This is a genomic window from Chiayiivirga flava (genome assembly GCF_014202825.1).
Taxonomy (GTDB): Bacteria; Pseudomonadota; Gammaproteobacteria; order Xanthomonadales; family Xanthomonadaceae; genus Chiayiivirga; species Chiayiivirga flava.
On the sequence record NZ_JACHHP010000005.1, the window covers coordinates 193476 to 213001 of the forward strand.

Consider the following 19526-nt stretch of genomic DNA (forward strand, 5'->3'; position numbering starts at 1 on the left):
TGCTCTCTCCGGCGATGACGAGCGGGCCACCGCGCTAAGATCCGCATCTTGCCACGCGCAGCCGCGACGGACGTCGCCGCGCCCACGCAACCGCCCTCCACGCCAGCGAACACATCGATGACAGCCTCCGCAACCTATCCGATCGGCATCCCCGGCACCGCGTGGGGCGAGCCGGAAAAAGCACAGTGGCGCGCGCGCCAGCGCCGGCAGCGCAGCTACGCCGACGACGTGGTCGCGGCCATCGACCGGCTGCGCACGGATTTCGACGTGCTGCAGTACGGCGAACTCGACTATCCGCCCGACGGCCGCTTTCCGCTGTTCGCGCTGCGCACGCGCGCCTGGCGCGACGATCTGCCGTGCGCGCTCGTGACCGGCGGCGTACACGGCTACGAGACCAGCGGCGTGTTCGGCGCGCTGCAGTTCGCCGAGCGCCACGGCGGCGACTTCGACGGCCGCATCAACCTGCTCGTGGCGCCGTGCGTGAGCCCGTGGGCGTACGAACGGATCCACCGCTGGAACCCGCATGCCATCGATCCGAACCGGTCGTTCCGCGCCGACAGCCCGGCGGCGGAGTCGGCGGCGCTGCTGCAGCTGATCGCACCGTTGCGCGGGCGCTTCCTCGTGCACGTCGACCTGCACGAAACCACCGACACCGACGAAACCGAATTCCGCCCCGCGCTCGCGGCGCGCGACGGCAAACCGTTCCAACCGGACGGCATCCCGGACGGGTTCTATCTGGTGGACGATGCCGACAATCCGCAGCCCGCGTTCCAGCAGGCGATCATCGCCGCCGTGCAAAAGGTGACGCATATCGCGCCGGCGGACGCGCGCGGCGAGATCATCGGCTCGCCGGTGGTGGCGCCGGGTGTCATCGAATACGCCTTCGTGCCGCTCGGCCTGTGTGCCGGCATCACCGGCGCGCGCTACACCACCACCACCGAGGTCTACCCGGACAGCCCGCGCGCCACGCCCGAGCAATGCAACGCGGCGCAGGTGGCGGCGGTGCGCGCCGGCATCGGGTTCGCTTTGCAGCACGCGTAGCATCGGATGCCGCAGTGCCGCTGCGGCGGCTCTGCGGCAAAACGCACGCGCTCCTCAGCGCAGATCGAAGCGGTCCAGATCCATCACCCGCGCCCAGGCCGCGACGAAGTCCTCGACCGGCTTGCCCTGCCCGTCCGCGCTTGCGTAGACCTCGGCCAGCGCATGCAGCTGTGCATTGGAGCCGAACACCAGATCGACGCGCGTCGCCGTCCAGCGTTTCGCACCGGTGCGGCGGTTGCGTCCTTCGACGGTGAACTCGTCGTCCGCGGTGTCGACCCGCTGCGTGCCCATGTCGAGCAGGTGGACGAAAAACTCGTTGCTCAGCGTATCGACACGATCGGGAACACGCCGTGTGTCGATCCGCCCGTGTTGGCGCCGAGCACGCGCAGACCGCCGACGGACACCGTCATCTCCGGCGCCGACAGCGTCAGCAGCGAACGCGTTCCGGGGGCCGCCGTCGGCCCGCTATCCCGGCCGCGGTTCGGCTGGCGCAAGACCGAAGACGAAGGAATCCATCGACAGCACGCCATCGGTCATGCCGCCGTCGAGGCGCTGGCGCGAGGCATCGCCCGCGCTTGCGCCCACCGCCACGAGCAAGGGCAGGTAATGTTCCTGCGTCGGGTGCGCACGTCGGGCAAACGGCGCGCGGGCGCGGTAGTCCAGCAGCGCATCCGTGTCGCCACGCGCGACCGCGTCGCCGATCCAGTCGGCGAACGCCTGCGCGTAGTCGGGATCCTCGACGTGCTGCCTGAACTCGTGCAGGTTGTGGGTGAGACTGCCCGAACCGATGACCAGGATGCGCCTGTCGCGCAGCGGCGACAGCGCCCGCCCGAGGCGCAGCGCACCGGCGGTTTCGATGTCGTGAGGCAACGAGACCTGCAGCACGGGGATGTCGGCGGCCGGCCTGAGATAACGCAATGGCACCCAGGTGCCGTGGTCGAGGCCGCGCGCCGGATCCACGCCGGCGTCGAAACCGGCGGCGCGCAGGAGATCGACGATGTCCCGCGCGATCGCCGCATCGCCTCGCGCCGGGTACTGCAGCGCGTAGAGCGGCGCGGGGAAGCCGCCGAAGTCGTGGAGCGTGGCCGGCATCGCGGCGCCCGTCACGCGGACACCATGCGTCTGCCAGTGCGGCGACACCACCACGATCGCAGCCAGGTCCGGCAGGCGCATGCCCAACTGCTGCAGCCGCGGACCGAGCCGGCCCGGCTCGAGAGCGAACATCGGCGATCCGTGGGACACGAACAGGGCGGGGGCGCGTTGCATTTCGGCTCCTCGCTGCGCGCCTGAAGGCCGCAGCATGCTGGACATCGGATCGATGGCTGCGGCCGCGGCGTCGGCACAACGGCACGTTCAGGGGGCCGGGCTGGCCGCTCGTGTCGACGATATGGTGCCGATCCGCTGCGATCAAAGTGCCCGGCCGGACTCTAACCCGACACAGTCCGATGCGGGATCATCCGCAACATCCGAAGCCCTCGGCCGGGCCGCACCGGGAGCTGCATCACGGCCACGCGCGCTCGCCCGGATAGTGCAGGCGGACGCATCCGGTCATGGCAATGTGCCGCAGTCTCCGACCGACGCATCGGTGCACGATAACGGCGTGCGCCCCGGCCGCGGCTCCACGTCGAACACCACGCGCCCCTGGAACGGCGTTCCCCGCGCCACCGCACGGTACCCGCGCGCCGCGATGCGCTGGCGGATGTCGTCCCAGCGCTCCTGCCTGGCGATCCAGATCGCACCGGGATCCTCTTCCGAGAGTTCGAGCGCGAGGTCCTCGTCGAAGCGCGGATTGAAGCGGCTCTGCGCGAGCGGTTCGAGCGAGATCTTCTCGATCTCGGCATCGAGGTGCAGGTTGAGGCCATAGCGCGCCATGTCTTCGACGAACAGCACCACCGTCACCGGGCGAACCGCGCGTTCGCGGATCGCATCGGCCCAGGCGCCGGCGTCCTTGTGCGTGGGCCATGCGGCTGCGGCGAGGCGTATCGCGGTGTAGAGCAGCACGACGAGCACGAGCCAGCGCGTCCGCGGCCAGGGCAACGAGGCGGCCCGCCACTGGCGCGCGACGATCACCGCCATCGGTACGAACAGCGGCAGGATGTAGAGCGGCATGCGCGACTGTGCGAGGCAGAACACCAGCAGGGGCAGCATCACCCACAGTGCGAGCAGCAGATCCGGCGCCCCTTCGATCCGCGCCGCGGGTGTGCGCCACGCACGCACCTGCGCCGGCAGCCCGCGCACCCAGCGCAGCAGCAGCCGCGTCCACGGCAGCGTGCCCAGCAGCACGGTGGCACCGTAGACCGTGAGCCAGCCGTACCACTCGCCGTGGCGGTCGAACCGATCGCTGGCGAAGCGTCCGACCACTTCCGCGCCGACGAAATACTCCAGCAGGCCGGGCTGGCCGATGACGACGACGAGGTACCACGGCAAAGCGACCGCGAGAAAAATGAGTGCCCCCGACGCGAACGCCAGGCGACCCGGCCGCGGCGGTGGTGGCGAAAGGACTTCGAATGCGGCGACCGCGAGCAGCGGCAGCAGCGCCGGCGGGCCCTTGGTCATGAACGCCACGGCGAACGCGAACCACATCAGCGCGATCCACCGGCGCGCGGCGCCGACCGGCCCGAAGCGCGCCTCCACGTAGGCAGCCATCGCCAGCGTCTGTGCCGCGGCGAGGATGAAATCGGTGGTGATGATCTGCGACGAAAATGCCGGCACGAACATCGTCGCGTAGGCGAGCGCGGCCATGCCGTGCGCTCCCGGCGCGAGCCGGCGCCCGACGCGCCAGGCCAGATACACGCAGGCAAGGTATGCGCACGCGATCGGCAACCGTGCCGCCCACGGGTTGCGCCCGAACAGGCCCATGCTCGCGGCGATGGCCCAGTACGTGACCGGCGGCTTGGTCCAGTGGCCGACATCGACGTTGCGGCGCGGATGCAACCAGTCGCCACTGTCGAGCATGTTGAGTGCGACGTTGGTGTAACGGCCTTCGTCCGGATCCCAGATGGCGCGCGTACCGAGGAAGCCGAGGCCAAGCAGCAGCGCCACGAGGGCCACCAGGGCGGCGGGATTGCGCCAGCGGAGCGTCACGCGTTTGCCTCGTCGGTCGGAAGTCGTCGGATGGGCGGTGCGCGAACGCGTGCGCCGCCGGCAGCGCACGTTGTCCTGCCGCGTGTCGGAACCGCGTCGGAAACCTGTCGCCCCGGCGTTAAACCGCGCGTTCCGGCGTGGGCGGCGCGATCGCGAATTGACGCCGGGCGGCCGCAGGTCTAGCGTCGGCCGCACCGGCACGCCCGCGCCGGGCGGATGCCCCGGCAGCGCAGGCGACCGTGGTGCCGACCCTGCAGGCCGCCGACGTGAAGCTGCTGATCATCGAAGACAACCACAGCCTCGTGGCGAACCTGTTCCAGTATTTCGAAGGCCGCGGCCACGTGCTGGACGCAGCGCCCGACGGCCTCACCGGCCTGCACCTCGCCGTCACGCACGACTACGACGCCATCGTGCTCGACTGGGGCCTGCCGCGGCTGGACGGCCCGACGCTGGTGCGCAAGCTCCGGCACGAGGCGCAGCGCGGCACGCCCGTGATCATGCTCACCGCGCGCGACGAACTGCCCGACAAGATCGCCGGCTTCCGCGCCGGCGCCGACGATTACCTCACCAAGCCGTTCGAGCTGCCCGAGCTCGAAGTGCGGCTGGAAGCGCTGATCGCACGCGCCAACGGGTCGCGCCGCCGCACGCGCGCCCTGTCGGTCGCCGACCTCGCGCTCGATCTGTCGACGCTCGAAGTCACGCGCGCAGGCCGCGCGATCAAGCTCTACCCGGCCTGCCGCAAGGTGCTGGAAGTGCTGCTGCGTGCCTGCCCCGCGGTGGTGACGCGCGAAACCCTGCAGGAGGCGCTGTGGGGCGACGCGGCGCCCGATTCCGACCTGCTGCGCTCGCACGTCTACGAACTGCGGCGCGCGGTCGACGGGCCGTTCGAGCACAAGCTGATCCAGACCGTGCCGCGCGTCGGCTACCGCATGGTCGCGCCGACGTAGTGCGCGACGGCACGCTGCAACCGGAGGCCTGCGCATGATCCGCAGCACCTTGCGCTCCCGCATCGCGGCGAGCCTGTTCGTGTACTCGCTGGTGCTGGCCGCGGCGGTGCTGTCGCTCGGCTACCTGGTCAATGAAGACGTGGAAGCCGTGATCTGGGCCGCGGTCCTCGAACCTGCGATGGAACGGCACCTCGCGGCCGAAGGGCGGCTGGAGACGCCGCGCGTGTCCGGTCGCATCGGCACGTTTTCGGTGCGCACTGCGGCACCGTGGCCCACCGACGTGCCGGGCGATCTGCGCACGCTCGAACCGGGCTTCCACGACGAGATCCGGATGGCCGGACGCGAAGCGGCGGTGCTGGTGCGCGACGGGGCCGGCTGGCGCGATTTCGTCGTGGTCGACATCACCGACCTTGAGAGCGCGGAACGCTCGTTCGCGGCGCTGCTGCTCGGCGGTGCGCTCGTGGCAGCGCTGCTGCTGGTGTGGACGGTGCACTGGCTCGCCGGCCGGCTGGTGCGGCCCGTGTCGCAACTCGCGCGCGCGGTGGACGCACTCGACCCGGGCGCCGGCATGCTGCGCCTTCCGCTGCCGTCGGCGCCCGCCGACGAAGTCGCCGTGATCGGCGGTGCGATCAACCGCCTGCTCGACCGCATCAACGGTTTCGTCAACCGCGAACGCCGATTCATCGGCACCGTGAGCCACGAACTGCGCACACCGATCGCGGTGATCGCCGGCGCCGCGGACGTGGCTGCCTCCCAGGCCGACCTGCCGCCGGCGGCGATGAAACCGCTGCAGCGTATCCGCCGCGCGACGCGCGACATCGATCACCTCATCACCACGCTCCTGCTGCTGGCGAAATCGCCGGAGCGCCTGCTCGAAAGCGCCACCACCTTCCGCCTCGACGAGCTGGTGCGCGACGTGGTGTCGGATCACGCGCACCTCACGCGCTCGCGCTCGCTGGAGCTGGCGGTGGACGCGCTACCGCCGACGTGGGTCCACACCGCCGAACGCATCGCGCAGATCGCCATCTCGAACCTCGTGCGCAACGCGATCGAACACAGCGACCTGGGCACGGTCCGCGTCGGACTGAGCGAGGCGGGCGTGGTGTCGATCCAGGACCCCGGCCACGGCATGGCGGCCGACGACGTCAGCCGCCTGTTCACCGCGCTCGCACGGCGCGGCGACGACGTCACCGCGCACGGCATCGGGCTTGAACTGATCGCACGCATCTGCGAGCACCTGGGCTGGACGCTCGACCTGCAGGCGCAGGACGCCGGCACGCGCGCGGTGCTGGACCTCGGCGACTCGCGCGTGCCGGCTCCCTGACGAGCGGCCAACGCGTCGTCAGCGCGGGCTCACCCCCGCGTCGCCCGAAGGCGTCTTTTCCGCGCTCTCAATCCTCGAAGCCGTCGGCGAACAACCCATCGGCACCGAACTCGTGCGCGCCGATGTCGATGCGCACGCTGCCGTTGCCGTCGCCATCGAAGCGGCGCACGAGACCGGCCACATCGAACTCGGTCGCGTTCCAGGCGTTGTCGCCGGCATCGATCGCGGGCGAACCGTCCCGAACGCGCAGCGCGCCACCGGATGCGAAGCGCGGGTTTGCGCTCAGGTTGCCGCCCCCGTCGACGAGAAAGCCCGCCGGAAACGGATTGCCTTCGTCGTAGACGACACCGGGCTGCGCCAGCCCGCCTTCGAGCAGGCTGTCGGCGATTTCGACACGGTGCCCCGTCGGCACCTGGTAGCCGTAGTAATCGCCGTAGATCGTGTTGCCGCCGGGGAAGTCTTCCTCGGTGGCCGTATTGCCCCAGAACAGGCTGTTGCGGATGCGCGCAATCACCGGTGTGTCGCCGGTGCTGAACAGCACGCCGCCGAGGCGAGCACGGTTTCCGGAGGCCGTGACGTTGATGAATTCGATGACGGCGTCGCCGCCGTCGGACCCGTTGTACGCGACGCCGCCCTCGCCGTTCGCCACATTGCCGCTGAAGGTGCTGTTGTAGACCCGCACCACCGAAGAACCGCTGAAGTCGCCGTACTGACGGATCGCGCCGCCGTCGGCGAAGAACGGGTCCGTCGCCTCGGCGCGGTTGCCGACGAACTGGCCGCGATCGACCACCACGTCCGCGTCGGAGCGCACATACAGCGCACCGCCGGTACCGCCCGCGTTGCCATCGAACCGCACATCCTCCAGATGCACCGTGCGCGGTCCCTGCAGGCCATCGACGTGCAGCGCACCGCCTTCGCCGTCGCTGAGGTTGTTGCGGAACAGCACGTTCTCGAAGCGCATGTCGGACGGCGCCTCGCCGCCGTGGATCGCGAAACCGCCGGCACGCTCGCTTGCGTAGTTGCCGCGGAACTCGACGTTGGCGAGCGTGGGACTGCATGCGGCGATGGCGCTGGCCACGCAGCGGCCGCCACCGCCCCAGGTCTGCGGCAGGCCGACGCCATCGGCCTTGCCCGCGGTCACGACGACACCGTCGAGGCGCGTGTCCGGGCCGAACGGCACGTCATCGGCCGTGGTATCGAACAGCACCACGTGAAACGCGTTGTCGCCAACGATGTCGTCGGCGTGTTGCACGATGCCGTCGGCATCGACGCCGTCGTTGCCGTCGAGATCGCCGCTGAGCACGGTGCGGTTCACGCCCGGATCGCGCGCCTCGCGGACCAGCTCGTTGCCGGCGAAACCGCCGTAGATGCGCGTGCCGGGCCGGATCATGAACGCGGTGTTGCGCACATCGCCGGGGCTGTTCGGCGGCGGCACGTAGACCCCCCGCGCCACCCAGATTTCCGCGCCCGGCGCCGCGGCCAGTGCCACGTCCAGGCGCGTGTACGCATCGCTCCACGAGGTGCCGTCGTTCGCGCCGGACGCGGACGCGTCCACGCGAACGACGGGCGTGCCGGCGTGCGCGGGCACAATGCCGACCAGGGCAGCGGCGGCGAGGGAGCGGAAGGCCAGAGGAAAAACGCGTCGGGGTGTTGTCATGGTGGGTTCCTGTTGATGTCGACGATGCAGCGCGGCGATGCCACCCTCACGTCAACAGCAAACCGGCACGATTCCGGACATGCCCGATCCGGATCGCAGACAGCCCGGGGCCACCTGCACCCGCGACACCCTCCTGCGCCGGCCGCGCGGCCACCCTCCGGACATCGCCGCCCCGCGCCGCGCCAGGGAAACGCTGGCCGAGGCGCTGAGCCGGTTCCGCGACATTCCACGCATGGTCAGGCACGCATCGTCTTTCGGGAGCCCCGTCCATGCACACGCGATCGCCCTGCCTGCTTGCCCTGCTCGCACTGTCGTGCGCCCTGTCCGCGCCGGCGAGCGCGGCCGCCCTGCCCGCCTGTCCGAACTTCCTCGATGGGCTGGAGATCGTCCCCGTCGGCACACTCACCGGCGGTGCCGGTGCACCGATCCAGTTCGTCACGCACGGCAACTACACCGTCAAGCTCGATCGGCACACCGTCACCATCACCGACCCCCTCGGCAGGAACACCATCCAGCACTGGGGCGACCCGCACGAGAACCTCAACGGCAAACACATCAAGGACTGGAACGGCGCGCAGCGCACACTTCTGCTCGGCGACGACACCCGCATCACGCTCGAAGCGTCCGGGCCGCACGGCGTGGTGGTGCTGACATCGATCTACGACGGCCGCCACAACGTGCAGATCGACAACGCCACCAACACCATCGTGCACACCTCGACCAGCCTCGCCGACACCCTCTGCCACGAGCGCACCCAGCACGACGGCGAAACCGCCCGCTTCAGCACCGACGCACAGACCGGCATCGCCGTGTACCGCCAGGTGTACGTCGAGGACGCCGCATTCCAGACTACGCCGGACGATCAGATGCTCGGCACCACCGGCGGCTTCGAGAACCCGAACCAGGTCAACGACTACTACGATGACCCGCGGCTGGGGCACACCTGACGGCCCTGCGCTTGGGTCAGGGTCTTCACGTGGTTTTCCCAGGTTTGAGTCGTTAAGCCGTCACGATTGCGGGCACGGTCTACTCTAATGCATGGCGCTAGTCAAAGTGGGGGACGCGTGGCAAAGCCACTTGTCCGTCACAAACCACATTCTCGTTGCCTCGTAGCTCGACCTATCCGCTCGTGACCACATACTGCATTCCTGCGCGGAGAGCGGCTGATTAGGTCAGCATGTCAACATCCTCGCGGGAGACCAGACCATCAGTTACGTCGCATCATCGTCCCGCCTGCGGAGCAGTAGCTGCGTCTATTCGGTCCGATCTGCTCAATCTCGCCCTCAATCGAGATGGCATGCTCCTTGATCACAGGGACTGCAAGTTCCTTTGTCAAGATCCGAACGCGTAGTGCGTAGCAGCCAGGACCGGTAGGGAGCAGTGCGATGTCGGTTTCCGCCCTCCCGGTTTCTCCCGGCCGAAAAGTCTCAAGGAAGGCATCAGGCACGGGTTCGCTGCCGCGGTGAATCACCCAACCTTTTGTAGACACCTTCGAGCCATCCACAATAGCGCGCCTAGCGGCTCAGTCTATGCCTCCTTAAAGAGAACTCGGCTTGCTAGTCCAACCTAGGCTAAGGGCGCACGCTGAAACGCTTTGGCGTTAGTGGAGGCTTTTTTTTAAGTTGCGCCTGTTCGGTCAGCCTGCTTGAGAACATACCGCCCCGACGCTTGCTAGCCTAGTCCTTGTTGCTTATAAGCAAAGACACTATCCATGACACGTGCAACTCTGATTGGTCCAAGCCGTGATGGCGATCAATTCCACTATCACTGGGCGGCGCGGCAATGCCTGCAACTATTGCCTGGCTCCAACGACCTTGTCGCTGTCACCATCGAAGGCGTTTCCGCGAACGAGAATCCGAACTATCTGGCGGACGGTGAAGAAGTCGTCGATGTCGGCCTTTACTTCGGAGATGAGGCGTTCGCGCACTTGCGACTTCTGCGTTACGTGCAGCTTAAGCACTCCACGCGACAAGCGCAGGAGCACTGGACAGCTAGCGATCTGAAGAAGACGATCGCTGGCTTCGCGGCCCGCTTCAAGCGACTAGCTGACGAGCATGGGATTGAGGCGGTTCGGCCCAAGGTCCAGTTCGCATGTACAACCAACCGACCGCTAGCGCAAGATGTCAGCGAGGCGCTCTACGATTTGGCACAAGGTGTGCCACCGAGACATTTCTCGATCGCGCAGCGGCTAGTCAGTTATTCAAAACTCGACGATGCGAGCGCTGCCGAGTTCTTCGCTCTATTTCAAGTCGAGGCACGTACACCCGACCTGTGGGCCCAGCGCAATCTGCTGGCAAGGGACCTATCCACGTACCTTGCCGATGCTGACGCAGATACGCCGCTTCAGATCAAGGAGCTGGTGACACGCAAAGCATCTTCGGAGTTCGAATCCGATCGCGCAATACGGCGGCTCGATCTACTCCGTGCGATCAAAGTCGACGAAGATCAGCTTTTGCCCGCCCCATGCAGTATCAGCGCACCGACGGTGTTGCTGTCACGTGCGCAAGAAGCATCTCTTATTGCCGAAATGCTCGCTGGGGGGAAAATCCTCGTCATCCATGCAGATGGTGGCGTAGGGAAGTCGACACTGTCGCTTCGTCTGGCGGCAGCTGTTCCCGCTGGCTCCCACGCTGTTGTGTATGACTGTTACGGAGACGGTCTATACCGACACGCACTGAACTACCGGCATCGCCCCCAGGACGCACTTGTTCAGATCGCAAACGAGCTGGCTAGTCGCGCGCTGTGCGACCCGCTAATTCCCACGACACGTGCCGACGCCAAGCAGTATTTGCGCGCGTTCATGGGGCGCATGAACCAGGCAATAAATCTGCTACGTTCCGGCAGGCCGGACGCTTGTCTATGCATCATCATCGACGCCGCTGACAACGCGGAGATCGCCGCGGAGGAGCTCGGTGACGGCAGTTTCGTACGTGACCTGATTCGCGCGTCTGTTCCGGATGGCGTGCATTTTGTTTTCACCTGTCGCACACACCGCATCGACTTGCTGCGCGCACCTCTCGATGCCAATCTCGTCGCGCTTGAACCATTCACGCAGGAAGAGACAGCTAAGCATCTGCGAGGCATCTTTGATGACGCCACGGATGTCGAAGTATCTGAATTCCATTATCTGAGCAGCGCGAATCCGCGCGTGCAGGCACTGGCGCTCAAGACGCGAGGCACACTGCAAGAGACGTTGCAGGCACTCGGCCCTACTCCATCGACGGTCGAACGTACCATCGGCGAATTGCTTGAGCGTGCAGTAGCCGCCGCCAAAGACAAGGCAGCACGGACCGAGTCCGCGCAGATCGAACTCATCTGCCGCGGTCTCGCTGTGTTGCGCCCCCTGGTGCCCATCTCGATCCTCGCACGCATGTCCGGCGTGCCGGAGGGCGCCGTCCGCACCTTCGCGCTCGAACTCGAACGTCCGCTTCTTCTCAAAGGGGATGGCCTCCATTTCCTCGACGAACCGACGGAGACATGGTTTCGCGAGCGGTTCCAGCCAGAGGCTGACGCCCTTGCACCATTTATTGATCGCTTGCGTCCGCTTGCCGCTGAGAGCGCCTATGTCGCCTCTACGCTACCGCAGCTGCTCCTTTCGGCGGGCCGGATAGATGAGCTGGTTTGCCTCGCGCTATCCGATCGCGATCTGCCGATGAACAATCCGATCGAACGCCGCGACGTGGAATTGCAGAGGCTTCTTTTTGCTCTCAAGTCCTGTTTGAAGAATCAGCGATGGCTGGAAGCGGCAAAGCTTGCGCTGAAAGCCGGCGGCGAGGTTGCAGCCGAGTCGCGACAAGTGCAGATCCTGCAGCAGAACACACATCTCGCAGGCGCTTTACTTGCCGCTGATCGGTTGGAGGAGTTGGTAGCGCGGCGAACGTTCTCGTCCTCTTGGACCGGCTCCCACCACGTCTACGATGCCGGACTTTTCTGTGCCCGTGCAGAACTCGCCGCGGATGCGCAGAACCGCCTTCGCATGGCGCTCGCTTGGCTAAGCGCGTGGGCGCGCCAGCCTGTGGACGACGAGGCTGCAGTCGACGATGACGACCGTTGCGAGTTTGTAGTTGCAATGCTGCGCTTGCGGGGTGCCGATGCCGCCGCGGAGTTCTTACGCGGTTGGACCGCGCTCGATTTGTCGCTTTCGGCAGGCAGGATGGTCGGCTCGAGGCTTGTCGATCTCGGCCAATACGAACTCATCGATCAGCTCGCACACGCAGCAGGAAACAACATCTATCTGGTTCTCGGTTTAGCAGAGGCAGTGGCGAAAGTCGGAAGGACTCTACCACCCGAACCGCTGCGTCGCACCATGCGGATACTCGGCGATCGTCGGGTACAACTCCCGCCTGATACAGGCTGGTCGGCGGAGTATCCAACACTGTCTGCGGTCCAGGCAGCCGTCGTGCAGGCGGCCCGTTTGGATCCCGCCCACGATGCCTTTCATGCAGCGATATTGGAACGATATCTGCCAGCAGAGCTGCCTCACGGCTTCGTCGAGCGTTATGGCTCGGGACGTGAACCTCTACTCCGCGCGTACGCAGTCGAGGCGGCATTGCGTGGACAACCGCTTGTGCCGGCCGACATCGCACCCGAACGATTGCGCGAACAAGTGTCACCGCAGGGAAGGCGCATTCGTAGCCAGGATGGCGATCACTTTCTTCTAGCAGTCGGCGGAATGCTTCCTTGGTTCAACCTATGGGCCGAACTGGCGCTCGGACGTCAACCTGTCGATCTCGAAACGCGCATTGCCTCTGCAGCGTCGAGTTCTGAGCACGCCGAAGCTCGGGACTATCACGCGCGCCTACAGTATCGGCAAATCGCTGCCATCGAGTGGTCTCGGATTCTTGGGCTTGCCCCTCGTGTCAGCGGCGTCGCGCTCAAAGGGTTGGTTTCCTGGGGCGAGCACAAAGACCGACCGTTGACGAGCACCACACTAACAACGATGGCCTACGTCGTGGCACGTACGCCGGGGCTTGAGGGGCAGTCGCTTGCGTGGGGCGCCGCAGCTCACGCGTTGCTTGAGAGCCAGGCCGAGGACGCGCAGGAACAGGCCGAAGCGTACTTGAACCTTGCGCGTGCGGTGCTGCCAGCTAGCTCGCGAGAGGCGGCGGCCTACTTCGCAAAAGCTTTTGGCATCGCAAGCTGTATCGGCGACGAAAACCTTGATCGCTGGTCCGCGCTCCTTTCTGTTGCGCGGACAGCAGCTGAACGGCGAGAGCCCCGCCCGCAAAGCGCGTACAGATTGTCCCGCGCTGCCGAACTGACATACAAATATATCGTACGTGACAAGCATTTCGACTGGGAGGGCACCGTCGAGGCGATTTCAGATCTTTGTCCTGCGTCCTCCCTCGCAATATTAAGTCGCTGGCGAGATCGCCGATTTGGTCGATCGGATGAGCTGTTACCTATTGCTGTGCAGCGCCTCGTGACGAAAGGGAGCTTGCCTGCGACGACAGCGGTCTCTCTTGCGGGCCTGCGGGCAGACTGGAATCGCCTTGAGGACCTTCGATGTGCACTACGATCACTGAGCGATGCTTCGTCGCGGCGATTACACGTAAATGTTGCATATCGATACATGTGCGTGGAATCGCACCCGAGGTCAACGTGGGAGGCACTGAGTAAGACTGTACAAGAGCTGGGAATCGCACTTCCCGACCTTGATCGTCTCGTTGTGGCTCGCGGTCTGACCGACACGGCTAGCCGTGCGGACGACACCCAAGCACCCGCCGAAACACAGTTAACGTGCGAAGTACCTTGGGGCCTAGTGTTCCATGACGTTGTTATGCTCGATCCCACATCGCTTCGAGATGCATATGATCGCTTCAATGAAGTTGACCCTTTGCCTCGCAGGACGTCTTTCTTCGCAGAAGCAGCTGATCGCGCGGGTCTGGGGCGGCTAGCGGATCTTGTCGATGCCGTTGCCGCATGGCCCGATCTCGATACGTACGACCTGGCATGTCTCGTCGATGCGCTGTCGAGTGTTTTGCCGCAACAGCTTTCACTGCGCACGGCAGTCAGGCAAGCTGCGCTCGATGTCGCTCGTCGCCTTCCAAATCGCGTGCGGTTGGATTCTTGGGAGGGGGATTCGATATTTGCGCGACTTCAATCGTTGCAGATCCTGTCCCGCACAGATCTTGTGCAGGCAGCGCTGACGGGGTATTCGACCGACGTCACCGCACTTGGCGCACGTTCCCTTTTCCATATTGCCGCTCTACTAGCCACGCGTTTGTCACCGCAGCAGTCGGACGAAACCCTGAATTTCGGCATAGATCTTCTAGAGACATCAACCCGTGACGACGACGGTGACGGTCCGTGGACGCCTTCCTTGCAGCCATCAGATTCGGTAATAAACGCTCTTGCCGGCTATGTGTGGGCAGGCCTCGCTTCGCCGCGGCGCGAGGAACGCTGGGAGTTTTCCCACGTGATTCGGTCTTGGGTCGAGCTGGATTGGCGGGACGCGCTAGAAGCGCTTCGCAGCTATGCAACTACCGGAGCGGCTGCACCCTTCGTCGACGGTCGGCTTGTCTTCTATGCATTGCACGCAAGGCAGTGGCTGCTGATCGGCTTGGCGCGAGGCGCGCTCGAACGGCCTGCCACTTTGTCATCTTGGATCCCCTATCTCACGAACGCCATCACCGAATCGCACGTCTTGCTCCGCGCATTCGCCGCGAAGACACTTCGATTCCTGCATGAGGCGGGAATTCCTGGAACACCTACGCTCGATGTGCTCGATGGGGTAAACGCATCGCTACTTCCATGGGCCGTTGAGCATGACTGGCAGCAGGTCGACGCCGATTCAGATGACGAGCATGGTGATTCCAGTCACGACTACGTCTTCGGTATCGACATAGGTCCGTACTGGTTTGCTCCGCTCGGTATGGTTTTCGGAGTAGGCGAACGCGCTGTGTCGCGTCGCGCACGAAAGCTACTTCCAGCCATTTTCGGCGTACTCGGCGCCCGTGCCGGCGATGATGCGCGCCATAAACTTCATATTTTTGGTAGTAGTGAGACCCATCATTCGCATGGCGAGCTGCCCGCTACGGACGAGCTCCGCAGCTATCAGGCTTATCATCTATTGATGTCTGTCGCCGCCCAGTTGCTGGATAGTCACGCCGTCGGCAAGCGAGATGATATGGATGTCGATCAGTTCAGCGAGTGGATCAGCCGGTTCCTCGTGGCTAGAACTGATGGGCGCTGGTGCGCCGACCGTCGCGATCCGTATCTCGTGCCCTCTGATCCGACACAGAAGGGGTATGTGCCTGACTGGCGTTGGCAAGTTTCTCCACATGGCATCGACGAGAATGCACGCACCGACGACGGTCTTCGAGTTTTGTGGGGCCATTGGGCTGTCGAAAGTGAGAACGGTCGTGAATTGATTCGTGTGCAAAGCGCTTATGTATCACGCGGCTGTGCGTCTGCCCTGCTCTCCGCGCTTCAAACGTCTCCGGACCTCAACCATGCATGGCTGCCTGCAATTGACGGCCAGGGGAACATCGACTTCCGCCAATTCCGAATATCAGGCTGGGTCGAACACGAGTCCGAAGTTCGCGGAGCTGACGCTGATGATCCTTGGGCTGCGGGCATCCATGATCCTGGACCATCGCCTGGCAAGGCAACGATCAATGCCCTTGCGCTTACTCCATCGGCGGATGGGCGCTGTTGGACCGCGTCTGGCGTACTCATGCGATCCGAATCCTGGGCACACGAAGTAGGATACGGTCGCGAGCGCGAGCAACTTGTCGGCAGCCGATTGGCCGCGAACGCAGGAGCGGTGCGCCAACTTCTCGCGGCGAAGCCAGACGCTTGCCTCATCCTGAGCATCTCAGTCCGTCGACGACCGTCACGTTACTCACAGGACAACGATGCCACGCCGGCACACGGAGCGCCCTACGTGCGCTATTACCTCTTGGACTCTGATGACATCGCACGAACACTCTGACGCAGCCATCGAGCTTGGCAAGCGACTCGTCGCCCAACTCGAACTCGGCGACGACGTGCTCTCGCAATGGTTAGCGCACGATCTAGCAACACACGTTGCAGCGGTTGACACTGCAGAGGGCGAGGCGCGCGCAAGTGCCCGCGAAAGGTGTGTTCGTAGCATCCTCGCGCTGTGGGAGCGCCGGAGCGTCTTTCCCCGACGCTTACGCCCGTTCGCCGGTCTTGAACCGCTAATGCAGGTCATAACCTCGCTAGACATTGAGAGCGCAAACTCCCGCTACCTAAGTGCGAGCATTCCGGAAGATGCATTGAGCGACGCACCTCAAGAGATGAGAGCGTGGCTGGAGCTAGTCCCGCAGCTAGACTTCGCCGCCCGAGCGACAATTAGGCACATCTTCCGGCTCGCTTGCGAGGAGGCGGCACTCAACGCGCGGCCGTGGGTTGAGTTGGCGAAAAAAGCTGCACTCGACATCTTCCCCGAAGAGCAGCTTATTCAATTTGTGTTGGATGCACGAGATGCGGAGACAACAGGCAGCGACGGGCAGCTTGAACAGTTGCGAGAGCAGGTTGAACGCCTCGAGGGGTTTGTTCGGGTAGTGGCGGTGATGGCGGCTGACCTTCGCACCCGGCTGCCTCCTAATAAGTGAGCTGAGAGGAGCGCTTGCAGGTTGGTTGGTGCCATGACGGAGGCGACTCAGGCAAGAGTGCCTACCGCACCTGAGCCCATCGAAGTAGAAACTGACTGGCAGGGAATCGACGTGCAGCGCGCACGACGCGTCTGGCTGAGCACTGAACTGGGCTAACCGCGGCCACCACTACGCTTGCAAGATAATCATAGTTTGGCCGCAGCGGTTTTGGTAAGCATGGTTGGCCCTCGAGAGGCCATGCGTTTCCGGGCCACGCCTCGGGGCCCTCTCACTCCCGCATGGCTCACTCGCCCATCAGTTCAGAGCGGCCAATGACGGTTCTCGCTGGCTGCACGTTCGCTGGCTCCGCCAGGACGGCCAGTGCGTTCCCCAAGCCCGGATGGCACAGCGAGTAAGTGCGCGGCTCGCAAAGGCCGGACAGCCCCTCGTTCCAGGCGAACAGCATGCGTTTGCCGATGTCTTCGACGCCCGGATGCGCGCGCATGGCTTCGTGCACGCGCGGTGCAACGTGCGCCATCGCGGCGCCGATGCGTTCGACGATGCTTGCCTGCTCGCGCGGGGGAAGGCCGAAGGTGATGGCGACGAAGGTCTGGGTCGTCTTGCCGGGATCCCAGGTCTTGCGTGGACAGCGAGGGTCACGGCTGCCCGGCCCGTTCGCGGCGAAGCTCATCCAGCGAGCCGCCGCGCCGATCGCGCCAAACTGCAGCTCCATGCCAAGGACAGCCAGCACGGCGAGCAGCTTGCGCGAGCCGAACTCCGACACCTTGCCAAACTCGAAGCGCGACAGCGTCTCTTGCGCGATGCCGGCCTGCGCCGCCACGTCGCCTTGCTTGAGGCCGAATGCACGTCGATACCTGGCGACGGCCTCACCCAGCTCCCGGACGGTCTGCATTTGACGTGTACGCCTAACAAATGAACTCTGACGCCAATTGTTGAACGTATAAGTCAAAAATCAAGCGCCGAACGCACTGACCGCGGCACGCAGACATCAACCCCGCCTTACAGGCGCAACTCTCCTACCGTCCGCAACAATCGCTTGCGTGCCCTTTCTGGCAATGCAAACAGAACGGCATCACCAAGCCGAAAAGCTCAAAACTCCCTGCAGAGGCGACCGCAGCAGTTGATGAAAACGGCGACTTCATACGTCGCTCCTTCTTCAATCTAGACTCTCTCTAGACCGAAACCCGCAGGTCGGCGCACCGTCGCCGGGGCTAGCGCCTCTCGCGGTCGGGCGAGTTCAGGTGCTGGTGGTCGCTGATCGCTGTTCCGGCAAGCGTTGATCAGCGCACTGGTGCTGAACACTTCCGCTGTAGACTCGCTTCGGACCTTGGCTTTACTCGGCGATCGATGGGTCAAAACGGCCTGCGATGCCTTGCCGGTCAGGCCGCTGCAAGCTTCAACTTGGCTACCCGTTGAAGGTTGACGTGCTGACGCGCTACCCAGAGATCATGCGCGTCCTGCATCGCCAGCCAGCTCTCTGGCGATCGACCGATCGCCTTCGACAGGCGCAGCGCCATCTCGGGCGTGACGCGGCTGCTTCCCTTCAGGACCCGGCTGAGCGTGGAAGCCGCCACATCGAGCTTTTCCGCCAGTTCGCGGCCGCTGATGCCGTTGGGTTCCAGGTAGACGTCGGTGATGAACTCCCCCGGGTGGGGAGGGTTGTGCATGGCCATCAGTGGTAGTCCTCGTAGTCCAGGACGTAGGCGTTCCCATCCCGGAACTCGAACGTCACGCGCCAGTTGCCATTGACCGTAATCGACCAGCGCCCTCGCATCTCGCATTTCAGTGGATGCAGACGAAAGCCGGCGATGTCCATGTCCTCGATGCTGTGAGCTGTATCGAGGGCAGCCAGCTGCATTCGCAGTCGTTTGGCGTGGCTGGCTTGGACTCCCGAAGTGCTGCCCGTCTCGAAGAGCCGGCGAAGGCCTTTGTGCCGGAACGACTTGATCATGCGTGGAAGTGTATCATGTTGCGCATCACGCAACGATGAGCACAAGCGTCGCGATCAGACTGGGCCGGATCCGGTGATCAGTCCCAACGGAAACCGCAGCGAGTGCACCTGCTCGATGGAGCGGCGGACGGGGCTGGACAAGAGCACCTGGCGACACGATAGGGAACACATCCTGACTGACCGGAGCCTTTCGTGACCAACTGGTTCGACAACGCAGAGCAGAGCGAGCGAGCGAATCGGTCGCGATTTCATGATTCGATTCCAAGCATTTCGATACTTGGAAGGCCCGTGCCTGGAGGCAACGGGCCACAGCGGCTACACTTTGCTTGCATCCACAGGCGGGACGGTTTAAGCCCCTGACGATGGTGGGCCCACAAGGATTCGAACCTTGAACCAAAGGATTATGAGTCCTCTGCTCTAACCGTTGAGCTATAGGCCCGGCGCGCGGGAGGCGCAGTTTAGCGTGGCGGGTGGGGGTGCGGCAGGCGACGCCGTGCCGATTCGGCTGTGATCCGGGCCGACCCCCAATCCTGAGCTGTACGACGCTTGGAGTCCAACCCGCGCAAATGACCGGAGGTTGGAAATGAAGAAGTGGTACTCGGAAGAACAGATCATGGGCTCCTGCATGAAGCGGGAGCCAGTGCCGGAAGCATGTCTTCGGCGAGGCGCACCAACTGGGGCGAGGGAGGTCGGCGGCATGCCCGTTGCAGAAGCCGACCGCCTGTGGGGATGGATCGCGCTTTGCTGCACCCCGATCTTGTTGCGTTTTGGTCCTTGCCATACCCGCGGCGCGAGGACTGTGACCGGTTGGTCGGCAACGCTACCCGACTTGCGTCACTTTGGTCTGCACCACGCCACGGAGGCGACGTATTTCGGGTAGACCGCAAGCGGCGCTTTCGGGAAGAAACCGGAGTCTTCCGCGACGACGACGCACACCGTG

Annotated in this window: 12 protein-coding genes, 1 tRNA gene and 1 pseudogene; 6 read left to right on the forward strand and 8 right to left on the reverse strand. The window is 64.6% G+C overall.

What is annotated here, in order from left to right; translation table 11 throughout:
• Positions 1-117 precede the first annotated feature (117 nt).
• The gene (locus HNQ52_RS13975; protein WP_183961788.1) at positions 118-1041 is read left to right on the forward strand and encodes a M14 family metallopeptidase; all 924 of its coding nucleotides are present in this window, start codon (positions 118-120) and stop codon (positions 1039-1041) included.
• A gap of 54 nt (positions 1042-1095) precedes the next feature.
• On the opposite strand, the pseudogene HNQ52_RS13980 reads toward HNQ52_RS13975, so the two are convergent.
• The 3 genes and pseudogenes from HNQ52_RS13980 to HNQ52_RS13990 all read right to left on the reverse strand — a co-directional run.
• Positions 1096-1475 (reverse strand): annotated as a pseudogene (locus HNQ52_RS13980) (catalase/peroxidase HPI); the annotation flags it as partial.
• A gap of 31 nt (positions 1476-1506) precedes the next feature.
• A complete protein-coding gene (locus HNQ52_RS13985; protein WP_183961789.1) occupies positions 1507-2307 on the reverse strand; it encodes a DODA-type extradiol aromatic ring-opening family dioxygenase in 801 nt (266 codons plus the stop codon).
• Positions 2308-2589: 282 nt separating this feature from the next.
• Positions 2590-4125: a glycosyltransferase family 39 protein gene (locus HNQ52_RS13990; RefSeq protein ID WP_183961790.1), complete on the reverse strand. Its 1536-nt coding sequence runs from the start codon at positions 4123-4125 to the stop codon at positions 2590-2592.
• A 266-nt stretch (positions 4126-4391) separates the two neighbouring features.
• Here HNQ52_RS13990 and HNQ52_RS13995 point away from each other — a divergent pair, with 266 nt between their 5' ends.
• Positions 4392-5072: a response regulator gene (locus HNQ52_RS13995; RefSeq protein WP_183961885.1), complete on the forward strand. Its 681-nt coding sequence runs from the start codon at positions 4392-4394 to the stop codon at positions 5070-5072.
• Between the two features lie 34 nt (positions 5073-5106).
• Positions 5107-6396: a sensor histidine kinase gene (locus tag HNQ52_RS14000; RefSeq protein WP_183961791.1), complete on the forward strand. Its 1290-nt coding sequence runs from the start codon at positions 5107-5109 to the stop codon at positions 6394-6396.
• A 67-nt stretch (positions 6397-6463) separates the two neighbouring features.
• Here the strand turns inward: HNQ52_RS14000 and HNQ52_RS14005 are convergent, their stop codons facing one another.
• Positions 6464-8053, reverse strand: coding sequence for a choice-of-anchor Q domain-containing protein (locus tag HNQ52_RS14005; protein WP_183961792.1), 1590 nt, complete (start codon positions 8051-8053; stop codon positions 6464-6466).
• Between the two features lie 269 nt (positions 8054-8322).
• Between HNQ52_RS14005 and HNQ52_RS14010 the strand changes: the two genes are divergently transcribed.
• The 3 genes from HNQ52_RS14010 (at position 8323) to HNQ52_RS14020 (ending at position 16635) form a co-directional block, all read left to right on the forward strand.
• Positions 8323-9000, forward strand: a complete 678-nt coding sequence (locus tag HNQ52_RS14010) for a hypothetical protein (protein ID WP_183961793.1) — start codon at positions 8323-8325, stop codon at positions 8998-9000.
• Between the two features lie 764 nt (positions 9001-9764).
• On the forward strand, positions 9765-15989 hold the full coding sequence (locus HNQ52_RS14015; RefSeq protein WP_183961794.1) for a hypothetical protein: 6225 nt from the start codon (positions 9765-9767) through the stop codon (positions 15987-15989).
• Positions 15967-16635: a hypothetical protein gene (locus tag HNQ52_RS14020; protein ID WP_183961795.1), complete on the forward strand. Its 669-nt coding sequence runs from the start codon at positions 15967-15969 to the stop codon at positions 16633-16635. Before HNQ52_RS14015 ends, HNQ52_RS14020 begins: the two co-directional genes overlap by 23 nt.
• Positions 16636-16918: 283 nt before the next feature.
• On the opposite strand, the gene HNQ52_RS14025 is transcribed toward HNQ52_RS14020, so the two are convergent.
• From HNQ52_RS14025 to HNQ52_RS14040, 4 genes are all read right to left on the reverse strand, one after another.
• A complete protein-coding gene (locus HNQ52_RS14025) occupies positions 16919-17527 on the reverse strand; it encodes a helix-turn-helix domain-containing protein (protein WP_183961796.1) in 609 nt (202 codons plus the stop codon).
• Positions 17528-18014: 487 nt separating this feature from the next.
• Entirely contained in the window at positions 18015-18308 is a 294-nt protein-coding gene (locus HNQ52_RS14030; RefSeq protein WP_183961797.1) for a HigA family addiction module antitoxin, read from the reverse strand.
• The gene (locus tag HNQ52_RS14035) at positions 18308-18586 is read right to left on the reverse strand and encodes a type II toxin-antitoxin system RelE/ParE family toxin (RefSeq protein ID WP_183961798.1); all 279 of its coding nucleotides are present in this window, start codon (positions 18584-18586) and stop codon (positions 18308-18310) included. Before HNQ52_RS14035 ends, HNQ52_RS14030 begins: the two co-directional genes overlap by 1 nt.
• Positions 18587-18949: 363 nt before the next feature.
• Positions 18950-19025 (reverse strand) — tRNA-Ile (locus HNQ52_RS14040).
• Positions 19026-19526: the final 501 nt, after the last annotated feature.

Bases quoted from the DNA above. Each gene is read 5' to 3' on its own strand.
- HNQ52_RS13975 (WP_183961788.1), top strand. From the start codon at position 118: ATGACAGCCTCCGCAACCTATCCGATCGGCATCCCCGGCACCGCGTGG.
- HNQ52_RS13985 (WP_183961789.1), bottom strand. From the start codon at position 2,307: ATGCAACGCGCCCCCGCCCTGTTCGTGTCCCACGGATCGCCGATGTTC.
- HNQ52_RS14000 (WP_183961791.1), top strand. From the start codon at position 5,107: ATGATCCGCAGCACCTTGCGCTCCCGCATCGCGGCGAGCCTGTTCGTG.
- HNQ52_RS14005 (WP_183961792.1), bottom strand. From the start codon at position 8,053: ATGACAACACCCCGACGCGTTTTTCCTCTGGCCTTCCGCTCCCTCGCC.
- HNQ52_RS14010 (WP_183961793.1), top strand. From the start codon at position 8,323: ATGCACACGCGATCGCCCTGCCTGCTTGCCCTGCTCGCACTGTCGTGC.
- HNQ52_RS14015 (WP_183961794.1), top strand. From the start codon at position 9,765: ATGACACGTGCAACTCTGATTGGTCCAAGCCGTGATGGCGATCAATTC.
- HNQ52_RS14020 (WP_183961795.1), top strand. From the start codon at position 15,967: ATGACATCGCACGAACACTCTGACGCAGCCATCGAGCTTGGCAAGCGA.
- HNQ52_RS14025 (WP_183961796.1), bottom strand. From the start codon at position 17,527: ATGCAGACCGTCCGGGAGCTGGGTGAGGCCGTCGCCAGGTATCGACGT.
- HNQ52_RS14030 (WP_183961797.1), bottom strand. From the start codon at position 18,308: ATGGCCATGCACAACCCTCCCCACCCGGGGGAGTTCATCACCGACGTC.
- HNQ52_RS14035 (WP_183961798.1), bottom strand. From the start codon at position 18,586: ATGATCAAGTCGTTCCGGCACAAAGGCCTTCGCCGGCTCTTCGAGACG.